22 protein-coding genes are annotated in these 19,711 nt (G+C 57.6%); 16 read left to right on the top strand and 6 right to left on the bottom strand.

Features of this window, described 5'->3' with window-relative positions; translation table 11 throughout:
• Positions 1–111: 111 nt before the first annotated feature.
• The 4 genes from PGR23_RS08120 to flgA form a co-directional block, all read right to left on the bottom strand.
• Positions 112–1,137: an IS110 family transposase gene (locus tag PGR23_RS08120; protein ID WP_045398393.1), complete on the bottom strand. Its 1,026-nt coding sequence runs from the start codon at positions 1,135–1,137 to the stop codon at positions 112–114.
• A 356-nt stretch (positions 1,138–1,493) separates the two neighbouring features.
• Entirely contained in the window at positions 1,494–1,928 is a 435-nt protein-coding gene (locus PGR23_RS08115; RefSeq protein WP_315712748.1) for a flagella synthesis protein FlgN, read from the bottom strand.
• A gap of 2 nt (positions 1,929–1,930) precedes the next feature.
• Positions 1,931–2,254, bottom strand: a complete 324-nt coding sequence (gene flgM / locus PGR23_RS08110) for a flagellar biosynthesis anti-sigma factor FlgM (protein WP_045397841.1) — start codon at positions 2,252–2,254, stop codon at positions 1,931–1,933.
• Positions 2,255–2,317: 63 nt separating this feature from the next.
• Positions 2,318–2,968, bottom strand: a complete 651-nt coding sequence (flgA, locus tag PGR23_RS08105; protein WP_430915619.1) for a flagellar basal body P-ring formation chaperone FlgA — start codon at positions 2,966–2,968, stop codon at positions 2,318–2,320.
• A 159-nt stretch (positions 2,969–3,127) separates the two neighbouring features.
• Between flgA and flgB the strand changes: the two genes are divergently transcribed.
• The 12 genes from flgB (at position 3,128) to PGR23_RS08045 (ending at position 13,824) form a co-directional block, all read left to right on the top strand.
• Complete coding sequence (gene flgB / locus PGR23_RS08100) at positions 3,128–3,541, top strand: flagellar basal body rod protein FlgB (protein ID WP_015367330.1); 414 nt, start codon at positions 3,128–3,130, stop codon at positions 3,539–3,541.
• Positions 3,542–3,546: 5 nt separating this feature from the next.
• The gene (gene flgC, locus PGR23_RS08095; protein WP_015367329.1) at positions 3,547–3,951 is read left to right on the top strand and encodes a flagellar basal body rod protein FlgC; all 405 of its coding nucleotides are present in this window, start codon (positions 3,547–3,549) and stop codon (positions 3,949–3,951) included.
• Positions 3,952–3,963: 12 nt separating this feature from the next.
• Positions 3,964–4,641 (top strand): flagellar hook assembly protein FlgD, encoded by a 678-nt coding sequence (gene flgD / locus PGR23_RS08090; RefSeq protein ID WP_015367328.1) that lies wholly within the window; start codon positions 3,964–3,966, stop codon positions 4,639–4,641.
• A 44-nt stretch (positions 4,642–4,685) separates the two neighbouring features.
• Positions 4,686–5,900: a flagellar hook protein FlgE gene (gene flgE / locus PGR23_RS08085; protein WP_396279781.1), complete on the top strand. Its 1,215-nt coding sequence runs from the start codon at positions 4,686–4,688 to the stop codon at positions 5,898–5,900.
• 12 nt (positions 5,901–5,912) lie between these two features.
• A complete protein-coding gene (locus PGR23_RS08080; RefSeq protein WP_396279780.1) occupies positions 5,913–6,668 on the top strand; it encodes a flagellar basal body rod protein FlgF in 756 nt (251 codons plus the stop codon).
• A 34-nt stretch (positions 6,669–6,702) separates the two neighbouring features.
• Complete coding sequence (gene flgG / locus PGR23_RS08075; protein ID WP_015367325.1) at positions 6,703–7,485, top strand: flagellar basal-body rod protein FlgG; 783 nt, start codon at positions 6,703–6,705, stop codon at positions 7,483–7,485.
• A gap of 82 nt (positions 7,486–7,567) precedes the next feature.
• On the top strand, positions 7,568–8,269 hold the full coding sequence (gene flgH, locus PGR23_RS08070; protein ID WP_015367324.1) for a flagellar basal body L-ring protein FlgH: 702 nt from the start codon (positions 7,568–7,570) through the stop codon (positions 8,267–8,269).
• Between the two features lie 39 nt (positions 8,270–8,308).
• Positions 8,309–9,409 (top strand): flagellar basal body P-ring protein FlgI, encoded by a 1,101-nt coding sequence (locus tag PGR23_RS08065; protein ID WP_015367323.1) that lies wholly within the window; start codon positions 8,309–8,311, stop codon positions 9,407–9,409.
• Positions 9,409–10,353, top strand: a complete 945-nt coding sequence (gene flgJ, locus PGR23_RS08060) for a flagellar assembly peptidoglycan hydrolase FlgJ (RefSeq protein ID WP_046884163.1) — start codon at positions 9,409–9,411, stop codon at positions 10,351–10,353. Before PGR23_RS08065 ends, flgJ begins: the two co-directional genes overlap by 1 nt.
• A 250-nt stretch (positions 10,354–10,603) precedes the next feature.
• Entirely contained in the window at positions 10,604–12,253 is a 1,650-nt protein-coding gene (gene flgK / locus PGR23_RS08055) for a flagellar hook-associated protein FlgK (RefSeq protein ID WP_015704937.1), read from the top strand.
• A gap of 21 nt (positions 12,254–12,274) precedes the next feature.
• Entirely contained in the window at positions 12,275–13,234 is a 960-nt protein-coding gene (flgL, locus tag PGR23_RS08050) for a flagellar hook-associated protein FlgL (protein WP_015704938.1), read from the top strand.
• 203 nt (positions 13,235–13,437) lie between these two features.
• Positions 13,438–13,824 carry a VOC family protein gene (locus tag PGR23_RS08045; RefSeq protein WP_047043681.1) on the top strand — a complete coding sequence of 129 codons (387 nt, stop codon included), beginning with the start codon at positions 13,438–13,440 and terminating at the stop codon, positions 13,822–13,824.
• 55 nt (positions 13,825–13,879) lie between these two features.
• On the opposite strand, the gene PGR23_RS08040 is transcribed toward PGR23_RS08045, so the two are convergent.
• Positions 13,880–14,278, bottom strand: coding sequence for a helix-turn-helix domain-containing protein (locus PGR23_RS08040; protein WP_047043679.1), 399 nt, complete (start codon positions 14,276–14,278; stop codon positions 13,880–13,882).
• Positions 14,279–14,358: 80 nt separating this feature from the next.
• Here PGR23_RS08040 and PGR23_RS08035 point away from each other — a divergent pair, with 80 nt between their 5' ends.
• The gene (locus PGR23_RS08035) at positions 14,359–14,859 is read left to right on the top strand and encodes a DUF2938 domain-containing protein (RefSeq protein WP_047043677.1); all 501 of its coding nucleotides are present in this window, start codon (positions 14,359–14,361) and stop codon (positions 14,857–14,859) included.
• On the opposite strand, the gene PGR23_RS08030 is transcribed toward PGR23_RS08035, so the two are convergent.
• Positions 14,834–15,715, bottom strand: a complete 882-nt coding sequence (locus tag PGR23_RS08030) for a LysR family transcriptional regulator (protein ID WP_045397858.1) — start codon at positions 15,713–15,715, stop codon at positions 14,834–14,836. The genes PGR23_RS08035 and PGR23_RS08030 overlap by 26 nt on opposite strands.
• A gap of 170 nt (positions 15,716–15,885) precedes the next feature.
• Here PGR23_RS08030 and PGR23_RS08025 point away from each other — a divergent pair, with 170 nt between their 5' ends.
• From PGR23_RS08025 to PGR23_RS08015, 3 genes are all read left to right on the top strand, one after another.
• On the top strand, positions 15,886–17,076 hold the full coding sequence (locus PGR23_RS08025; RefSeq protein WP_047043673.1) for an MFS transporter: 1,191 nt from the start codon (positions 15,886–15,888) through the stop codon (positions 17,074–17,076).
• Between the two features lie 297 nt (positions 17,077–17,373).
• Positions 17,374–18,429, top strand: a complete 1,056-nt coding sequence (locus PGR23_RS08020) for an amidohydrolase family protein (RefSeq protein ID WP_047077837.1) — start codon at positions 17,374–17,376, stop codon at positions 18,427–18,429.
• Positions 18,419–19,687 (top strand): MFS transporter, encoded by a 1,269-nt coding sequence (locus PGR23_RS08015; RefSeq protein WP_047043669.1) that lies wholly within the window; start codon positions 18,419–18,421, stop codon positions 19,685–19,687. Before PGR23_RS08020 ends, PGR23_RS08015 begins: the two co-directional genes overlap by 11 nt.
• The last annotated feature ends 24 nt before the right edge of the window (positions 19,688–19,711 follow it).

Here is a 19,711-nt window from a genome sequence, read left to right as displayed (position 1 = left end):
CTCGGTGTATCCTGCCTGCGGTCTTACCTGTTTTGCCATCTTCTGAAGTCACCTGCACCTACCAGGACGTTAACTCTTTTTCAGCACCTCGTCAGATTGACTGACCTTGTGTCAGGCGAGCTGACGAGGCTGATATTCAGTATTGTGTGTCAACATTGACCACATGATCCTGGCTGTTTTTGCCGCCATGGCGACAACAGCTACATTGCAGTGCTTCCGCTCAAGTAGTCCCTGAAGCCAGGCATTCTTCTCAACCGCGCCGTTCCGGTTGACCCAGGCGGTAAGTGCGCGTGCGCCGTGAACCAGCAGGTATCGGAAATATCCATCTCCACGTTTGCTGATCCCTCCCAGTTGCTGTTTCCCGCCGCTGGAATGTTCCTTTGGTGTCAGCCCCAGCCATGAAGCGAACTGCTTTGCAGTACTGAATTGTCGGGCATTACCCACTGCCGCTATCACATAAGTGGCCGTTAACATACCAACCCCCGGGATTTTGGCCATTCTCTGGCAGGCTTCCTGCGTTCTGTACCAGGAGGCCAGAGCTTGTTCTACCTGTTTAACTTGCTCCTCAAGTTCCCGGATATGTTTAGACTGTCTGTAGATGCTGGTTCTGACGAAGGGAGATAAACCATTTTCGTCGTCCTCCAGAATGGCTGGCAGCTCATGGGTTAAATGGCTTTGTCCGGCCGCAATCGTAATACCAAACTCAGCAAGTGTGGCTCTTAAACTATTGGAACAGGCGATCCGCTCACGGATAAGTATTCCCCGTTCAGTGTGTAACGCTAAAACGGCCTGCTGCTCTTCGGTTTTTATCTGTACAAAACGCATATTCGGGCGGGTGACCGCTTCGCAGATAGCTTCAGCGTCTGCTGCATCCGTCTTGTTCGTTTTCACATAAGGCTTTACATACTGCGGAGGGATGAGTTTTACCTCATGACCATAGCGGGTGAATAGTCGCGCGAAATGATGACTGGATGAGCAGGCTTCCATGCCAATCAGACAAGGCTCCAGTTGAATAACAAATTGAACAAACTTAGCCCGGGTGAGCTTTTTACGCAAAATAGTATGACCTTCGTGATCGACGCCATGAAGCTGAAAAACGTTCTTTGCCAGGTCGATACCAAGAGTTGATACTTTCATGTGGACGCTCCTCATTTTTTAGGACGTATTGCAACGATCCAGTCTGGTACTTTGATACCGTAAAATCTGGAGCGTCCATCTCATTATCCGTGCAAAACACGGCCCTCAGCCCGCATCCATGCGGGCTGCCCCGGCCATCCGGGAACGTCTCAATAGCACGGATCGTAGGCCGGATAAGGCGCAGCCGCCATCCGGCGCGAAAATGGCTCGTTACCCGCGGTTATTGCCCGGCGGCGCTACGCTTGCGCGGGCCTACAGATCACATGCCGGCGTAGGTCAGGTAAGCGTAGCGCCACCTGACAAAAAACGGCGCTACGGGTAATCGTCACCAGCGGGGAAAATACAGAGAAAGGCGTTCAGACGCCGATTTTACGGCCCAGCAGACTCGCGGCGCGCGACTGGCCATCCGGCCCGTACAGCGATTTATTATTCTGGCTAAGAATTGCCAGCGCCTGCTGGTTATGGGCGATCTGTTGATTGAGCAACAGACCGTTATGCTGATTCTTTTCACGTAGGCTCTGGCTTAACTGCTGGATCTGCCGCCAGCGTTCGCCGAAGCTTTCATGGCCGGGGTAAGGCGCGCGTAGCGCAAGGTTGGCTTCCAGCGTCGGGCGCTGTTGCTCAAGCCAGGCCACCGTCGCCAGCAGCTGGCTCTTGCTATCGGTGATGCGCTGCAGCGCCACGCCGGGCAGTTCATCCGCACATAGCAACTGTTGCTCTTGCGCCAGCACGTCATCCAGCGTCCGCAGGGTTTCCGCCAGTTTATCCAGCAGAGTGCGTAATCTGTCCATCATCAGGCCTTATCTGTTTTGCTACCGGCAAGGCGCTGGATATCGTTGTGCGCATCCTGCAGCAGGGCGTCGGCGATTTTGCCCGCGTCCATTTTCAGTTCGCCGCTGCGAATCGCCTGTTTGATGGCCTCAACCCGGTTCATATCAATATCCTGGGTGCCTGGCTGCATCAGCCGCGCCTGCGCATCGCTCAGTTTCACTTTGGTGGCGCTAACGGCGGTTTCCGCCACGGCGGCCTTACGCGGCTGAAGCGGGTTGTCGGCCGGGGTTTCACGCGGCTGCACCGTGGAAACCGGCTGTAACCGCTGGGTGCGATCGATACTCATGGTCCATCTCCAAAATGGGTTTCTAATGGGGTTATCGGCAGGGGCTGGCAAACCTTTACTTTTTTATAACGTAATACGAATGGATCCATCCTCCCCGGCGATACCGCTGACGATTTTGCCGGAAACCATGCGCACGCGCACGCTATCTTCGGCCGCCGCGTTATTCATCGCCTTACCGGAACCGCTGATACTAAAGCCGTCGCCCTCGGCCATGACCTGCACCGGCTGACCGGCTTTAATCACCCACGCGCGACGCAGCATCGACAGCGTCAGCGGTTGCCCTGGGCTGATATTCCGCAGCGTCACGGCGCCCAGCGCTTTCTTGCTGTCGGTCAGCGTACGCGGCGGCAGGGTATCGAGCCTGCCTGATTTTAGCACCACATCCGCCGGGGTCAGCGGCGTTCCGCCGCTAATACCGCGCGCCGCCGTCAGATAACGGCCAAATACCTGCACCTGGGTCTGAATAAACCGCCGCTCCTGTCCGCAGCGGGCGGAAACGCTGATATTGCCGCCGATTCGCGCATTGGGCGCCAGCGACAGCTGCGGTAATTCACACGGCGGCCACTGGGCGGGCGGCGTGCGCACCAGCACTTTCACCTGCACGGCATTATCGTTGAATTTACTTTTAATGAAGCTTTCGATTTGCGTCGCCAGCGTGTCGGCGCGGGCGTTCAGGCTGCACAGCAGACCGACCAGCAGGATTTTACTTTTCATCGCGTTCCCCTCACGCCACCCGGAAAGGGGTTAAGTGTAACGGCTGCCCTGAGGGACTAAACAGATAAATAGCGCTCCATTTTGCCCCTATTCCCGCGATAGGTTGGCGCAGGGGGCGTTTATGCTGTCGGCTCCAAATTCTAACCTTGCGGAGGGAGCATGCTCGACAAACTGGACGCTGCTCTGCGTTTTGGCCAGGAGGCGCTGAACCTGCGCGCCCAGCGCCAGGAAATACTGGCCGCCAATATCGCCAACGCAGACACGCCGGGCTATCAGGCGCGGGATATCGATTTCGCCAGCCAACTGAATAAAGTCCTGCAACAGGGGCGGGTAAACGGCAACGGCATGGCGCTGAACCTGACGGCGGCGCGTCATATTCCGGCGCAAACCATGCAGCCACCGGAGCTGGATCTGCTGTTTCGGGTGCCGGACCAGCCGTCGATGGACGGCAACACGGTGGACATGGATCGCGAACGCACCAACTTCGCTGACAACAGCCTGAAATATCAGACCGACCTGACGCTGCTCAACGGTCAGATCAAAGGGATGATGTCGGTGCTGCAACAAGGATAAGGCGAATGTCTTTACTCAATATTTTTGATATCTCCGGCTCGGCGCTCTCGGCCCAGTCGCAGCGGATGAACGTCAGCGCCAGCAATATGGCCAACGCCGATAGCGTCACCGGCCCGGATGGCGAACCCTATCGCGCGAAGCAGGTGGTGTTCGAAGTGGCCGCGGCGCCAGGGCAGCAGACCGGCGGCGTGCGCGTCTCACAGGTGGTTGACGATCCGGCGCCCGCGCGGATGGTTTATCAACCGGGTAATCCGCTGGCCGATGCTAAGGGCTACGTGCGGATGCCGAATGTCGATGTGGTGAGCGAAATGGTTAACACCATCTCCGCCTCCCGCAGCTATCAGGCCAACGTCGAAGTGCTCAACACCACTAAGTCGATGATGATGAAAACCCTGACGCTGGGTCAGTAACCGGAGATCCCGATGGCTATCGCCGCAACCACCAATGAATCGACCAATAACGCGGTTCTTGATTCCGCCAGCAAAAGCAGCACCAGCCAGGATCTGCATAACAGCTTCCTGACGCTGCTGGTGGCGCAGTTGAAAAATCAAGACCCGACCAACCCGATGCAGAACAACGAGCTGACCTCGCAGCTGGCGCAGATTAATACCGTACAGGGCATCGAAAAACTCAACACCACCCTTGGCGCGATCTCCGGGCAGATCAACAGCAACCAGTCGCTGCAGGCCAGCGCGCTGATCGGCCACGGCGTGATGGTACCGGGTAATAACATTCTGGTCGGCAGCAAAGAAGGCCAGGTCAGCACCACGCCGTTTGGCGTCGAACTGGAGCGCGCCGCCGATCAGGTCACGGCAACCATTACCAACGCCAACGGCCAGGTGGTGCGGACCATTGAGATTGGCGGCCTCACCGCCGGGGTGCACGCCTTTACCTGGGACGGCTCGCTGGATGATGGTACCGCCGCGCCGGACGGCGCCTATAAAGTGGCGATTAACGCCAAGGGCAACGGCGAGCAGCTGGTGGCGCGCAGCCTACATTTCGGCATGGTTAACGGCGTGATTAACGACAGCAACGGCGCGAAGCTGGATCTTGGCCTTGCCGGTAACGCCAGTCTCGAAGAAGTGCGGCAGATCCTGTAATTCGCACCTGATTTTATCGATATCCTCAATATTTGGAGAGTAACATGGCCTTTTCTCAGGCAGTCAGCGGCTTAAATGCGGCGGCCACCAATCTCGACGTGATTGGCAACAATATCGCTAACTCCGCGACTGCGGGTTTCAAATCCGGCAGCGTGTCGTTTGCCGATATGTTCGCCGGTTCGCAGGTCGGACTGGGGGTTAAAGTCTCCGGAATCACCCAGAACTTTAAAGGCGGCACCACTACCGGCACCAGCCGCGCGCTGGATGTGGCGATTAACGGCAACGGTTTCTTCCGCATGCAGGATAAAGACGGCGGTATTTTCTATACCCGCAACGGCCAGTTTAAGCTGGACGAAAACCGTAATCTGACCAATATGCAGGGGCTGCAGCTGACCGGATATCCGGCCGCCGGCACGCCGCCGACCATTCAGCAGGGCGCCAACCCGTTACCGCTGAGCATTCCCGAAGGGATGATGAACGCCAAAGCATCGACTTCCGGCGAAATGGTCGTCAACCTCAAGTCGACGCATAAAGTGCCGGAGAACAAAACCTTCGATCCGGCGAAGCAGGACAGCTACAACTACGTCAACACCATCACCGCCTACGATTCGCTGGGTAACGCCCACAACATCAACGCCTATTTCGTGAAAACCGACGATAACAAATGGCAGGTCTATACCCAGGACGGCAGCGCGGCTGCGGTCAGCGCGGGCACCATGGAGTTCAATACCAGCGGCAACCTGGTCAGCGTTAACGGTCAGGCGGGCGAGTTCAGCATGACCATTCCGATGAGCGCGAAAGACGGCGCCCCGGCGCAGAACTTCACGCTTAGCTTCGCCGGTAGTATGCAGCAGAACGTCGGTAGCGATTCGGTGAGTAAAGTGGCGCAGGATGGTTATGCCGCCGGCGAATACACCAACTTCCAGATTAACGATGACGGTACCGTCGTCGGTATCTACTCCAACCAGCAGACCCAGGTCCTGGGGCAGATTGTGATGGCCAACTTCTCCAACCCGGAAGGGCTGGCGTCGCAGGGCGATAATGTCTGGCAGGAGACCGGCGCGTCCGGTCAGCCACGCGTAGGACTCTCCGGCGGCGGCGGTTTTGGCAAGCTGACCAGCGGCGCGCTGGAGTCGTCCAACGTCGACCTGAGCCAGGAGCTGGTGAACATGATCGTCGCCCAGCGTAACTATCAGTCCAACGCCCAGACCATCAAGACGCAGGATTCGATCCTGCAGACGCTGGTCAGCCTGCGCTAACGGAACTGAGTTATGGATCACGCGATTTATACCGCGATGGGCGCCGCGCGCCAGACGCTGGAGCAGCAGTCGATTACCGCCAACAATCTCGCCAACGCCTCGACGCCGGGCTTTCGGGCCCAGCTCGCCGCGCTGCGCGCGGTACCGGTTGACGGGCCGAGCCTCGCCACCCGCACGCTGGTGGCGGCCTCGACGCCGGGCGCCGATATGAGCCAGGGGGCGCTGAACTACACCGGGCGCCCGCTGGACGTGGCGCTGCAGCAGGACGGTTTTCTGGCGCTCAGCCTGCCGGGCGGCGGCGAAGCCTATACCCGCAACGGTAGCATTCAGGTTTCGGCCAACGGTCAACTAACGGTGCAGGGGATGCCGCTGCAGGGCGACGGCGGGCCGATTGAGGTGCCGCCGTCGGCGGAAATCACTATCGCCGCCGACGGCACCATTTCGGCGCTGAATCCCGGCGACCCGCCGAACACCATCGCGCAGATTGGCCGCCTGAAGCTGGTGAAAGCCGATGCGCGCGAAGTGATGCGCGGCGATGATGGCTTTTTTCGCCTGACCCCGGAAACCCAGCAGCGCCGCAGCAACCAGTTGGCCAACGACCCGCAGGTGCGGGTCATGCCGGGCGTGCTGGAGGGCAGTAACGTCAAGCCGATGGAGACCATGGTCGATATGATCGCCAACGCCCGTCGCTTTGAAATGCAAATGAAGGTCATCCACAGCGTGGATGAGAACGAACAGCGGGCGAATTCTCTGCTGTCAGTAAGCTGATAGCCAGTCGGCCCGCGGCCAAAGGAAATAACCAATGATTCCCTCTTTATGGATTGCGAAAACCGGTCTTGATGCGCAGCAGACCAATATGGACGTGATCGCCAACAACCTGGCGAACGTCAGCACCAACGGTTTTAAACGCCAGCGCGCGGTTTTTGAAGACCTGCTGTATCAGACCATGCGTCAGCCGGGGGCACAGTCCTCCGAACAGACCACGCTGCCTTCCGGCCTGCAGATCGGTACCGGCGTGCGCCCGGTCGCCACCGAGCGTCTGCATAGCCAGGGCAACCTGTCGCAGACCAACAACAGCAAAGACGTGGCGATAAAAGGCCAGGGCTTCTTCCAGGTGCTGCTGCCGGACGGCAGCCAGGCCTACACCCGCGACGGCTCGTTCCAGATCGATCAGAACGGCCAGCTGGTGACCGCCAGCGGCTTCCAGGTGCAGCCGGCGATCACTATTCCGGCCAACGCGTTGACCATTACCATCGCCCGCGATGGCATCGTGAGCGTCACCCAGCAGGGGCAGACCGCCGCCCAGCAGGTCGGGCAACTGACGTTAACCACCTTTATTAACGACAGCGGCCTCGAAAGCGTGGGCGAGAACCTGTACCAGGAAACGGAGAGCTCCGGCGCGCCGAATGAGAGCACGCCGGGCCTGAACGGCGCCGGCATGCTCTACCAGGGTTATGTCGAGACCTCTAACGTCAACGTGGCGGAAGAGTTGGTCAACATGATCCAGACCCAGCGCGCCTATGAGATCAACAGCAAAGCGGTTTCGACGTCGGATCAGATGCTGCAGAAGCTGACCCAGCTGTAATCTTTGATGACGGGCGTCGCCTGCCGCGCCCGTCGCTTTTTTGGTGTAACAAAGGCGATACCCCGTGGTAACCACACATTCGATGGCCACCCTGCCGCGCCAGGGACAACGCTTGCTGGCGGGCATGGTGATGCTGACGCTGAGCGGCTGCGCGTACATTCCGCATAAACCGTTGGTCGATGGCTCGACCTCGGCGCAGCCCGCGCCGCCGACCGCGCCGGTACCGAACGGCTCTATTTTTCAGGCCGCGCAGCCGATGAACTACGGCTATCAGCCGCTGTTTGAAGACCGCCGCCCGCGCAACGTTGGCGACACGCTAACCATCGTGCTGCAGGAAAACGTCAGCGCCAGCAAGAGTTCTTCCGCCAATGCCAGCCGTAACGGTTCCAGCAAGTTTGGCGTCGCCACCGCGCCGCGCTACTTAGACGGCCTGTTGGGCAACGCCCGCGCCGATATGGATATTTCCGGCGATAACAGTTTCGGCGGCAAAGGCGGGGCGAATGCCAATAACACCTTCAACGGCACCATTACCGTCACCGTTAATCAGGTACTGAGCAACGGCAACCTGCACGTGGTGGGGGAAAAACAGATCGCCATTAACCAGGGCACCGAATTCATTCGCTTCTCCGGGGTGGTTAACCCGCGCACCATCAGCGGTAGCAACTCGGTCACCTCAACGCAGGTGGCGGACGCGCGCATCGAGTATGTCGGCAACGGCTACATCAATGAAGCGCAGACGATGGGCTGGCTGCAGCGGTTCTTCCTCAACGTCTCCCCGTACTAATGGGCGGGCCATTTGCGGTGTTACTGAAAAGAGATTCACATGGTTAAAAAACTCATCATTGCGCTATTAATCGGCGCGGCCAGCTTACCGGCGACGGCGGAGCGTATTCGCGATCTGGTGACGGTACAGGGCGTGCGCGATAACGCCTTAATCGGCTACGGCCTGGTGGTGGGGCTCGACGGCTCCGGCGACCAGACCATGCAAACGCCGTTTACCACCCAAAGCCTGAGCAACATGCTATCGCAGCTCGGCATTACCGTGCCGCCGGGCACTAACATGCAGCTGAAAAACGTCGCCGCGGTGATGGTCACGGCGAAGCTGCCGCCCTTCGCGCGCGCGGGGCAGAATATCGATGTGGTGGTCTCATCAATGGGCAACGCTAAAAGCCTGCGCGGCGGGACCTTGCTGATGACGCCGCTCAAAGGGGTGGATAACCAGGTTTATGCGCTGGCCCAGGGCAACGTGCTGGTGGGCGGCGCCGGCGCGGCGGCGGGCGGCAGCAGCGTACAGGTCAATCAGTTGGCTGGCGGACGCATCAGCAACGGCGCCACCATCGAGCGCGAACTGCCGACTACTTTCGGCAGCGGCGGGGTGCTCAACCTGCAGCTCAATGATGAAGATTTCACCCTCGCGCAGCAGATTAGCGATGCGATTAACCGCCAGCGCGGCGGCGGCACCGCATCGCCGCTCGATGCGCGTACCATTCAGGTATTGGTGCCGCAGGGCAATAGCTCGCAGGTGCGATTCCTCGCCGAGATCCAGAATATCAACGTTAACGTTGGCGCCATGGATGCCAAAGTGATTATCAACTCGCGTACCGGTTCGGTGGTGATGAATCGCGAGGTGATTCTTGATTCCTGCGCGGTGGCTCAGGGTAACCTGTCGGTGGTGGTCGACCGACAAACCAGCGTCAGCCAGCCGACGACGCCGTTCGGCGGCGGCCAGACGGTGGTCACGCCGAATACCCAGATTTCAATGCAGCAGCAGGGCGGTTCGCTGCAGAAAATCAACGCCAGCGCCAACCTCAACAACGTGGTGCGCGCGCTGAACGCGCTGGGGGCGACGCCAATCGACCTGATGTCGATTCTGCAAGCCATGCAAAGCGCCGGCTGCCTGCGCGCCAAACTGGAAATTATCTAATGGCCAGCGATGTTATGGCGATGTCGGGCGCCGCCTATGACGCCCAGGCGCTGAACGGCCTGAAGCGCGATGCCGCCGCCGATCCGCAGGGCAACCTCAAGCAGGTGGCGCAGCAGGTCGAAGGCATGTTTGTACAGATGATGCTAAAGAGCATGCGCGCCGCGCTACCGCAGGATGGCGTACTCAGCAGCGACCAGACCCGGCTCTATACCTCGATGTACGATCAGCAGATTGCCCAGCAGATGTCGCAAAAGGGATTAGGGCTGGCCGACATGATGGTCAAGCAGATGAGCAATGCCAACGCGGTCCCCAGCGAAACGGCGGGCACCGCGCCGATGGCGCTGGATAATGAGGTGCTGCAGACGCTGCCGAATCAGGCGCTGGAGCAGATGATCCGCCGGGCGGTACCGAAAGCGCCGCCAGCCGCCGCGCCGCTATCGCTCAACAACGGCAACTTCGTTGCCCGTCTGTCAATGCCGGCGCGTGCCGCCAGTGAGCGCAGCGGGATCCCGCATCAGCTGATAGTCGCCCAGGCGGCGCTGGAATCCGGCTGGGGGCAGCGCGAAATCCCGACCGCTGACGGTACCCCGAGCTACAACCTGTTTGGTATTAAGGCCGGGGGCAACTGGAAGGGGCCGGTTACCGAGATCACCACCACCGAATTTGAACAGGGGGTGGCGAAGAAGGTGAAGGCCAAATTCCGCGTCTACGATTCGTATTTCTCGGCGATTGCTGACTACGTCAAGCTGCTGACCAACAACCCGCGTTATGCCTCGGTTGCCGAAGCGTCCACTCCGGAGCAGGCGGCGCACGAGCTGCAGCGCGCGGGCTACGCCACCGACCCGCAATACGCCAGCAAGCTGGTCAGCGTGATTCAGCAGATGAAGCACGCCGGGGCGCAGGCGGTGAAAGCCTATGCCGCGGATATTAACGATCTGTTCTAGGTTCGAAGGTCGCGCCTTCTCCCGGCTCGCGCTCCCGGTTAATTCTGCTGCGATATGTTTTCCCGGAGGCGGCGCATTGCGCCTTGTCCGGGCTACCACATCGCACAGTGCTGTAGCCCGGTAAGCGGTAGCGACATCCGGCATAAAAGCGGCTGCGGAATTTTGCAGGCAGATTTACTCAAGTTTTTACTTCTCTGACCGATAACAAGGGCAAGCTGAGCGAATTGACTTGGCAGCATAAGGAACCCTGATGTCCAATAGCTTAATCAATACGGCGATGAGCGGACTGAATGCGGCGCAGGTGGCGCTCAGTACCGTCAGCAACAATATCTCTAACTACAACGTGGCGGGTTATAACCGGCAGACGGCGATTCTGGCCCAAAACGGCGGCCTGGCCACTATGAACGGTTTTATCGGTAACGGCGTGACCGTGACCAGCGTCAACCGCGAATATAACCAGTTCATCACTAATCAGCTGCGCGGCGCGCAGAGCGCGGCCGGTTCGCAGAACGCCTACTACGAAAAGATTTCGCAGATCGATAATCTGCTGGCCAGCAAAACTAATACCCTGTCGGGGAGCCTGCAGGATTTTTTCACCAATTTGCAGAACCTGGTGAGCAACGCCGGCGACGACGCGGCGCGCCAGACGGTGCTGGGTAAGGCTAACGGCCTGGTCAACCAGTTTAATAATACCGATAAATATCTGCGCGACATGGACAGCGGCGTTAATCAGCAAATTAACGACACCGCCCAGCAGATTAACAGCTATAGCCAGCAGATTGCCCGTCTTAACGATGAGATTACCCGCCTGCGCGGCAGCGCCAGCGGCGAACCGAACGCGCTGCTCGATCAGCGCGATCAGTTGGTCAGCGAACTCAACCAACTGGTGGGCGTTCAGGTAACCCAGCAGGACGGCGACGCTTATACCGTCTCCTTCGCCAACGGCCTGACCCTGGTGCAGGGCAACAACAGCTATCAGGTGGAAGCGATCCCTTCCAGCAGCGACCCTTCGCGCCTGACTCTCGGCTATAACCGCGGCAGCGGCGCCAGCGAAGTACCGGAAGGGCAGATCACCAGCGGCAGCCTGAGCGGCGTGCTGCGTTTTCGCAGCGAGACGCTGGACGGCGTGCGCAATCAGCTCGGGCAACTGGCGCTGGCGATGGCCGATAGCTTTAACCAGCAGCACCGCGAGGGCTTCGATCTCAACGGTGAGCAGGGGGGCGATTTCTTCAGTTTCAGCGGCGCGCGGGTGGTTGATAACACGCGCAATACCGGCGATGCCTCGCTGTCGGTCTCCTATACCGATACCAGCAAGGTAAAAGCCAACGACTACCGCGTGGAGTATGACGGCGCCAACTGGCAGGTCAGCCGTCTGCCGGACAACGTCAAAGTCAACGCCACCGCCGGTAAAGATGCAGACGGTAACCCGACGCTGAGCTTTGATGGTCTCGAAGTCAGCATTGATGGCAACCCGCAGCAGAAAGATAGCTTTACGGTAAAGCCGGTCAGCGACGTGGCGGGCAACCTGAAAGTGGCGATTACCGATTCAGCGAAAATCGCCGCCGCCGGTAAAGATGACAGCGGCCGCGGCGATAACGATAACGCTAAAAAACTGCTCGATCTGCAGACCAAAAACCTGGTGGATGGCAAAGCGACGCTCAGCGGCGCCTACGCCGGGATCGTCAGCGGCGTGGGCAACCAGACCGCCGCCGCGAAGGTGAGCAGCGAATCGCAGTCCAGTATCGTCACCCAACTGGCCCGTCAACAGCAGTCGCTCTCCGGGGTAAACCTCGACGAAGAGTATGGCGAGCTCCTGCGTTTCCAGCAGTACTACATGGCGAACGCCCAGGTGATCCAGACCGCCAGCTCGCTGTTCGACGCGCTGCTGAATATTCGTTGATTGTATTGAGGAACTGACAGCATGCGCATGAGCACCAGCATGATGTACCAACAGAACATGACCGGCATCACCGGCAATCAGTCGCTGTTTATGAAGGCCGCCGAGCAGCTTTCAACCGGCAAGAAGGTGATTAATCCCTCCGACGATCCGCTGGCGGCATCGCGGGCGGTGATGCTGTCGCAATCGCAGGCCGAGAACAATCAGTACACCCTGGCGCGTACTTTCGCCCGCCAGAGCGTATCGATGGAAGAGACCGTGCTTTCCGGAGCCACCTCGACGATTTCTGATATCAAGGCGCTGATCGTTAACGCCGGCGGCACCGAGAGCGATAACGACCGCGATTCGCTGGCGACCCAGCTACAGGGGCTGAAGGATCAACTGCTCAACCAGGCCAACAGTACCGATGGCAACGGACGCTACCTGTTTGGCGGCTATGAGAATGATAAGCCGCCGTTTGTCGATACTAACGGCAAGATTAGCTATCAGGGCGGCAATAAAACCGTGGAACAGAAGGTTGACGCCAACCGTACGATGACCATCGGCCATACCGGTAATTCGGTATTTATGGCGCTGACCAGCAATCCGAAGCCGGAGCCGGACGGCAGCGCGCCGGTCGCCGATGTGTTCGCCAGTATCGATATTGCGCTGGAGGCGTTGAAAACGCCGCTGCAGGGGGCCGATGACGCCACCAAACAGCAGGTGAACGATGCGCTGGCGAAGGCCAACCGCGGCCTCGATAACTCCTACAACAAGGTATTAAGCGTGCGCGCCGAGCTGGGCAACCAGCTACAGGAGATGGATCAGCTCGATAGCATCGGTAAAGAGCGTGATATGACCAACCAGCTGCAGATGAGCGCCCTGACCGATGCTGACCTGGCGGAATCTATCTCTTCTTATTTTATGCAGCAGGCGGCGCTGCAGGCATCTTATAAAACCTTCAGCGATATGCAGGGCATGTCGCTGTTTCAGATGAATCGCTAATCACGAATATCCACTTTTTCATTTAGCACCTTGGCACCACATCCCGTTCTCTCTGTGTACGCGGGGTGAGGTGCCCTTTTTTTCGGGGGCCTGATTAGAGAAGAGAGCGGGTGGGCTCTCAGCGACAAATTCACCACATCGTAGCGTGTAAACTCAAACCGGATCCCAACCTTCACACCGTATCCTCTTCAGGAGAATCCAGGATGTTTACTCATATGCGTATCGCCAAACCCGTCACCGATCTTGCACGGTCCTGTTTGATGTACTGCCAGGGACTGGGCTTACACAAAATTGCTGAATTCAACGATCACGATGGTTTTAATGGAATAATGTTAGGGCGACAGGGGCTCGGCTGGCATATAGAATTTACCTGGTGCCAGTATCATCCCGTGCAACCCTTGCAGACGGAGGAAGATTTACTCGTGCTGTATTACCCGGATAAGAAGGAGTGGCTAGATGCTTGCGCCAGAATGCGCGAAGCGGGCTTTAACTTGACGAATTCTTTTAACCCTTACTGGGATGTCAATGGCCAAACGTTCGTTGATCCAGATGGCTACAGGGTGGTACTCCAGAATAAAGCGTGGGGATAAAGACTCGCGCCTCAATGCGCTAATTCTTCCTCAGCAAGCCCCAATACAGGGATGTTCATTTAAACAGTCTAATGCCCTTCGCCACAATTTTTATAAATTCAGGGCATTGCATATGTTCCGGCGCAGTACAGCGGGCGGCGTGTTTTAGCCCCTGGCTTAACAGCTGTAACCGACGAATGGTGTTATCAATTTCCTGCGCGCGCTGCTCAAGCCGTTGGTTATCAATGGCTATCTTGCCGTCAGCGTTAAATATCCCGGCTATTTCAGAAAGCGAAAAGCCGGCGGCCTGTCCCAGCACGATCAGTTCCAGCTTGTTCAGCACATTTTCATGGTACTGCCTTCGCAGACCATGACGACCAATCGGTTTGATCAAACCTTTCTTTTCATAAAAACGCAGCGCTGAAGGCGTAATGCCGGACAGCGTCGCGACCTCGCGGATATCCAGTTCTTTCATGATTGACTTAAACCTCACTTTAAGTTGCACACTGGTCAACAGAGTAGCATTGGCTCATAAAAAGGAAGAATAAATTGAAGATGATTGTTGCTGTGCAAATTTTGCTGACGGGCCTCGGCGCCACGTTAGTCATGGATTTATGGTCGCTCTTTCAGAAGCATATACTCAAGATTGCGCCGCTGAACTATGCGCTGGTCGGTCGCTGGGCGTTATGGCTTTCGCGGGGGAAAGTGCGGCATAACACCATCGCCGCAACCCCTCCGCTAGAGGGTGAGCGTTTTATCGGCTGGTTATGCCATTATCTGATCGGTATCGCTTTTGCGGCGGTGCCGCTTGTGTTGAGCGGCGCCGATTGGTTTTATGCCCCCACTCTGGCGACAGCGCTGCTGTCAGGGGTCGTAACCTTATTCGCGCCGTTCTTGATCCTGCAGCCCGCATTTGGTTTTGGCGTCGCGGCCTCACGGACTCCCCGACCGTGGCTGGCGCGTTCGCTGAGCCTGGTGGCGCACCTGGCCTACGGCATCGGGCTGTATCTGGCGGCGAGCGCTTACAGAGTTATGGCGATGTCAGCTGATCTTTAATCTCATCAAACAGGGCAATTAAATGATCGGCCACCACTCTGACGCGCCGCGAGTGGGCTAAATCGGAATGCATCACCAGCCATAGGGTTTGGTCGACGCCGATATCCGCATTCACGCACTGCAGGCCATTTTTCCGCGCCATAAAGTGTGGCAACACGCCCAACCCCAGGCCGGCTGAAACCGCCGACAGCTGCGCCAGCAGCGTGTTGGCTTCCACCCGGCACGGCCTGCCGCGAAGCGTCCGAGTTATCCAGCGCGCGGCGGGCAGATGCTGGTGTGATTCTGGCCAGCCTATGTAGTGAGCGTGATTGAACGCGACGTCGGTAGAGCCTGCTTGTCCGGTATCGGCGCTGTACAGACCAAACCCCACCTTCCCGAGACGCTTCAGCGTCAGGTTGCCGCTTTCCGGTTTGACCATTCGAATGGCTAAATCGGCATCCCGTCGATGCAGGTTGACGGATTGCACGCCGCTGAGCACCTCGACCCGCAGGTCGGGATATTTTTCCATCAAGCCGTTGAGTGAAGGCAGAATAAAATGCGCCGCCAGATTGTCCGAGGTAGCCAGCCGGACCAGCCCGGCAACATTCCCCTGCAGCCTCGCCGTCTCGCCAAAAGCGAGCCCTGCATGCTCGAGCGCCTCTGCTCGCGCCAGCAGCGCCTCGCCATCATCCGTTAGCCGGTAGCCGCTTTGATGCCGGCTGAAAAGGGGGACGGCCAATGATTTTTCCAGCCGGTCGAGTCTTCTTGACAGGGTTGCGATGCCCATATCCATAGTTTCTGCCGCGCCGCTTAGCGTACCTGAGCGGGCCACAGCCAGAAAAATCCGCGTATCGTCCCAGTTAAAATCTGCTTTCATTATTTTCCATTTTTGGAAAACGGCTCTCCGTTTTCATGGCTATTTTATCACCTCTCCTGGAATGATACTGCACTGCACCTCAAGAGAAGGCAATAAGCAACGACGCGGAAACTCTAGCGTATCAGGCAAGCCAACTCCTTTTCAGCCATTTTCACCGGGATACAGAAGACATGAACGACCTTGTTTTACAGGCTAACCCAACGCCAATGCGCGCATGGCTCGCCGTAGCTGCGCTGGGCGTCAGCGCATTTTCGATTGTGACCAGCGAGCTGGCGCCGGTCGGTATGCTCAGCGCGCTGGCGAACGATTTGCATCAGTCGCAGGCGGGAGCGGGTCTTGCCGTCACCGCTTATGGCTGGGTAGCCGCGCTGGCCGCTTTACTGGCCGGCGCGATCCCCGCCAGGATTTCACGTAAGGCGTTGTTGATTGTGTTGATGTTAATCCTCGCATTTTCTTGTCTGGCGGCGACCCAGTCGCACACTATGCAGACATTTATGACGGCGCGGATGACAGGGGCGCTGGCGCATGGCGCATTCTGGGCGCTAATAGGCACCGTGGCGGTACAACTGGTACCGGTTGATAAACTGGGGCTGGCCACCTCGGTGATTTTCGCCGGTGTTTCGGCGGCCAGCGTGTTGGGCGTGCCGCTATCGAGCTTTATTGCCGACATGGTCGGCTGGCGACAGGCATTCAGCGCGATTTCACTGCTCTCACTAGCCACCGCCGTGGCTTTGCTCTGGACGCTTCCCACGCTGGCGGCTCCGCAGCCGTTGAGGCTGAAGGTTTACGTTGGGATAGTTAAGAATCCGCTACTGCTTTCATTGTTCGGCGCTACAGCCTGCGTTATTTCCGCGCATTTTGCAGCCTTCACCTATCTTGAGCCGTTGCTCACGCAAACCCGAGGTATACCGACATCGGCGATTTCCGCGCTGCTGCTGATGTCAGGACTTTCCGGGCTGCTGGGAAATATCATCGCCGGCAAACTCATCGATCGACATATCAGGTTGCTGATTATGACATCACTGCTGCTCAGCGCAGGCGCGCTGGGGATGCTGGGGATGAAGAGCCTGTCCTCGCTTCCTCTTTGGTTCACCGCGGTATTGCTCGGCATATGGGGCGCGGGCATGGCTATCGTGTTCGTTGGCTTGCAAACCTGGCTGCTACAAAGCGCAGGGGAGGCGACGCAGCCCGCATCCGCCTTATATGTCGCTATTTTCAATGCTGCCATCGGCACTGGCGCGCTTGTCGGCGGCCTGGTATCGGCAAGGTTTGGTCTTTCGTCACTGGCATTACTGGCGGCGGTGGCGATGATCTGCGGCATGGCGCTGGTCTGGAAGCTGAAAAGCCCAAGAGCGATATAACGCTTTACTCATCGAATAGTCATCGGTAAATGGACAACGTGAGCGGGTCTGGCAGACGTAAGGTTTGCCAGATATCTGGCTGCGACGGGTGGCGTTATTTTATAAATTATTGAAATTTAATTTATTTTTGTTTTTTCTCAACGTTCTCCTTCTTTACCGACTTTAAACATCTGTGATTCACCTCTTATTTACATCATTTAAACCAATCGTTAACTGGATAAAAACGCGACAGCCTCGTTATAGTAGTTTTGTAAAATAAAACACGGTTGTACATAGTACAACAAAGGCGAGGTGTTCATGGAGATCGTTACCGCACCGCATCTTGCGGTCAGAAACGAGTGGCTTGCGTTACATCGTGAGGCGCCACTACAACCCGAGCTGCCCATCATTGATGCGCATCATCATCTCTGGGATAGGCAAACCGGACGCTATCTCACCCATGAGTTCAGCGACGATATCCAGACCTCAGGGCATCGCGTTTTCTCATCGGTCTACGTGCAATGCCGCTCTATGCTGCGCCGCCACGGGCCGGAAACGCTGAAACCGCTTGGTGAAATCGAGTTTGCCAGCGGGATAGCCGCGATGTTCGCCAGCGGACATTATGCAAACGCTCTCGGATGTGAAGCCATCATCGGCGGCCTTAGCTTGCTGGCGGGCGATGCGATGCAGCCTGTCATCGAGAGCGCGCTGGCTTTATCAGGCGGGCGGTTGCGCGGAATGCGTAATCCACTGGCCTGGCATCCGGATCCGCGGGTCACGTCCAGCCCTGTTACGCCACCGGCAGGACTGGCGCTGAGCGACCCGTTCCGTCGGGGCGCTCTCTGCCTTGCGAAAAATGGATTGTCGCTTGATGTGTGGGTTTACCACACGCAACTGGATGAAATTGCCGAGCTGGCGCGGCACATACCAACGCTTCAGATTGTGCTCGATCACTGTGGCGGGCCAGTCGGCGTTGGACCCTATTCAGAAAGGGATCCAGACATGTTTCAGCAGTGGCGAAACAGTATGCGACATCTGGCGGAACTACCGAACGTATGCGTAAAAATTAGCGGATTTGGTATGACAGTCAGGGGATTTCCCTTCGCAGCGGCAGAAACACCGCCGGATTCGCAAATGCTGGCACAGGCCTGGCAACCGTGGTTTGAGACCATCGTTTCGCTTTTCGGTGCGGAACGCTGCATGTTCGCCAGCAACTTTCCGGTCGATAAAGGCATGTTCAGCTACGGCGTTTTCTGGAACGCCTGCAAACGCCTGGCGCAACAGATGTCCCCTGGCGAACAGGCGCAGTTGTTCTGGCGCACTGCCGCAACCTGTTATCGGTTAACCTCTGTGGAGAATATCAATGACCAGTAAAAGCGAGCTGAATCAATTTACTGCGACTAAATCGACGCCTGACACATTGCCACAACGCGTTGCTGAGAGGCGGACGCTGGCGTTGGGCGGCCTTGGCTGGACATTTGAAAGCTACGACTCCTTCCTGCTTTCGCTGCTATTGCCGGTACTGGGCGTGGTGTTCGGTATTAATAAAACCGAGCTTGGGCTGTTTATCAGCGTCACGGCCGGGGGGCAGATTATTGGCGGGATCCTGTTTGGTTTTATCGCCGACAAAATTGGCCGTGTAAAAACGGCGCTGACCTGTATCGCCATCTATTCACTCTTTTCCGGCCTGTTAGCCTTTACGCACGATCAACAACATTTCGCGCTTTTACGTTTTTGCGGCGCGCTGGGTATGGGCGGAATGTGGACATCGGGCGCGGCGCTGATTGCGGAAACCTGGCGGCCAGAGCGGCGCGCGCGCGGCGGGGCGCTGATGCAAATGGGGTTGCCCGTTGGCGCGATTCTGGCCATCAGCCTGACGGCAATCGTGAGTTCGGTTAATGGCGGCCTGGAACAGGGCGCATGGCGCTATCTGTTTATGATCGGCGCGCTGCCGGTGTTCATTATGAGCGTGGTGGCCTGGTTCACGCCGGAATCGCAGGTTTGGCTTGCTCGTCAACAGGCGAAGGCGACGAGTAGTCAACCTGTCGCGAAGCTGGGTAAACACAATCTGAAAGGTCTGCTGCTGGCCTTTGTCTTTATCTTTTTTATTCAGTATCTGTTCTGGGGCGTATTTACCTGGACACCCACCTATCTGCGAGAAGTAAAACACCTGGATTTTCTGCACAGTCTGAAATTTGTACTTGCGCTGCAGGCTGGGGCCATCGCGGGTTTTCTGGTGTTTTCGGTGCTGGCAGATAAATGGGGACGTCGTCCGATGTTCCTGATTTATCTGTTAACGGGCGCCATTGCCGTCGCGCTTTACCTTGTGACCACGCAACCCTTCATTCTGATGGTGGCGATTTTCATGGCCGGTTTTGGTGTTAATGGTATTTTTGCGGGATCGGGACCCTTCCTTGCAGAAATCATTGGAGACACGTCATCGCGCGGTTTCCTGATGGGGCTTGCCTACAATGGTGGCCGGCTGGGCGGATTTATCGCGCCACTACTGATTGGCGCCGTCGCCAACGCCGGCGGTTTCACCGCGGGACTGGCGACGACCGTGGTCGCCTTCCTTGCGGCGATGCTGGTGGTGTGGCGAGCGCCGGAAACCAGGGGCATCAAGCTGAAGTAACGTATTTCATCTCTACATCGTTTT

It is taken from the genome of Klebsiella sp. 141162 (assembly GCF_050600755.1).
Lineage (GTDB): Bacteria > Pseudomonadota > Gammaproteobacteria > Enterobacterales > Enterobacteriaceae > Klebsiella > Klebsiella aerogenes.
The sequence above is the reverse complement of the archived record's forward strand: the minus strand, read 5'-3'. Positions and strand labels throughout refer to the sequence as shown.

Excerpts from the sequence above, each read along its gene's own strand:
- PGR23_RS08120 (WP_045398393.1), bottom strand. The coding sequence starts at position 1,137 with ATGAAAGTATCAACTCTTGGTATCGACCTGGCAAAGAACGTTTTTCAG.
- PGR23_RS08115 (WP_315712748.1), bottom strand. The coding sequence starts at position 1,928 with ATGGACAGATTACGCACTCTGCTGGATAAACTGGCGGAAACCCTGCGG.
- flgM (WP_045397841.1), bottom strand. The coding sequence starts at position 2,254 with ATGAGTATCGATCGCACCCAGCGGTTACAGCCGGTTTCCACGGTGCAG.
- flgA (WP_430915619.1), bottom strand. The coding sequence starts at position 2,968 with ATGAAAAGTAAAATCCTGCTGGTCGGTCTGCTGTGCAGCCTGAACGCC.
- flgB (WP_015367330.1), top strand. The coding sequence starts at position 3,128 with ATGCTCGACAAACTGGACGCTGCTCTGCGTTTTGGCCAGGAGGCGCTG.
- flgC (WP_015367329.1), top strand. The coding sequence starts at position 3,547 with ATGTCTTTACTCAATATTTTTGATATCTCCGGCTCGGCGCTCTCGGCC.
- flgD (WP_015367328.1), top strand. The coding sequence starts at position 3,964 with ATGGCTATCGCCGCAACCACCAATGAATCGACCAATAACGCGGTTCTT.
- flgE (WP_396279781.1), top strand. The coding sequence starts at position 4,686 with ATGGCCTTTTCTCAGGCAGTCAGCGGCTTAAATGCGGCGGCCACCAAT.
- PGR23_RS08080 (WP_396279780.1), top strand. The coding sequence starts at position 5,913 with ATGGATCACGCGATTTATACCGCGATGGGCGCCGCGCGCCAGACGCTG.
- flgG (WP_015367325.1), top strand. The coding sequence starts at position 6,703 with ATGATTCCCTCTTTATGGATTGCGAAAACCGGTCTTGATGCGCAGCAG.
- flgH (WP_015367324.1), top strand. The coding sequence starts at position 7,568 with ATGGCCACCCTGCCGCGCCAGGGACAACGCTTGCTGGCGGGCATGGTG.
- PGR23_RS08065 (WP_015367323.1), top strand. The coding sequence starts at position 8,309 with ATGGTTAAAAAACTCATCATTGCGCTATTAATCGGCGCGGCCAGCTTA.
- flgJ (WP_046884163.1), top strand. The coding sequence starts at position 9,409 with ATGGCCAGCGATGTTATGGCGATGTCGGGCGCCGCCTATGACGCCCAG.
- flgK (WP_015704937.1), top strand. The coding sequence starts at position 10,604 with ATGTCCAATAGCTTAATCAATACGGCGATGAGCGGACTGAATGCGGCG.
- flgL (WP_015704938.1), top strand. The coding sequence starts at position 12,275 with ATGCGCATGAGCACCAGCATGATGTACCAACAGAACATGACCGGCATC.
- PGR23_RS08045 (WP_047043681.1), top strand. The coding sequence starts at position 13,438 with ATGTTTACTCATATGCGTATCGCCAAACCCGTCACCGATCTTGCACGG.
- PGR23_RS08040 (WP_047043679.1), bottom strand. The coding sequence starts at position 14,278 with ATGAAAGAACTGGATATCCGCGAGGTCGCGACGCTGTCCGGCATTACG.
- PGR23_RS08035 (WP_047043677.1), top strand. The coding sequence starts at position 14,359 with ATGATTGTTGCTGTGCAAATTTTGCTGACGGGCCTCGGCGCCACGTTA.
- PGR23_RS08030 (WP_045397858.1), bottom strand. The coding sequence starts at position 15,715 with ATGAAAGCAGATTTTAACTGGGACGATACGCGGATTTTTCTGGCTGTG.
- PGR23_RS08025 (WP_047043673.1), top strand. The coding sequence starts at position 15,886 with ATGAACGACCTTGTTTTACAGGCTAACCCAACGCCAATGCGCGCATGG.
- PGR23_RS08020 (WP_047077837.1), top strand. The coding sequence starts at position 17,374 with ATGGAGATCGTTACCGCACCGCATCTTGCGGTCAGAAACGAGTGGCTT.
- PGR23_RS08015 (WP_047043669.1), top strand. The coding sequence starts at position 18,419 with ATGACCAGTAAAAGCGAGCTGAATCAATTTACTGCGACTAAATCGACG.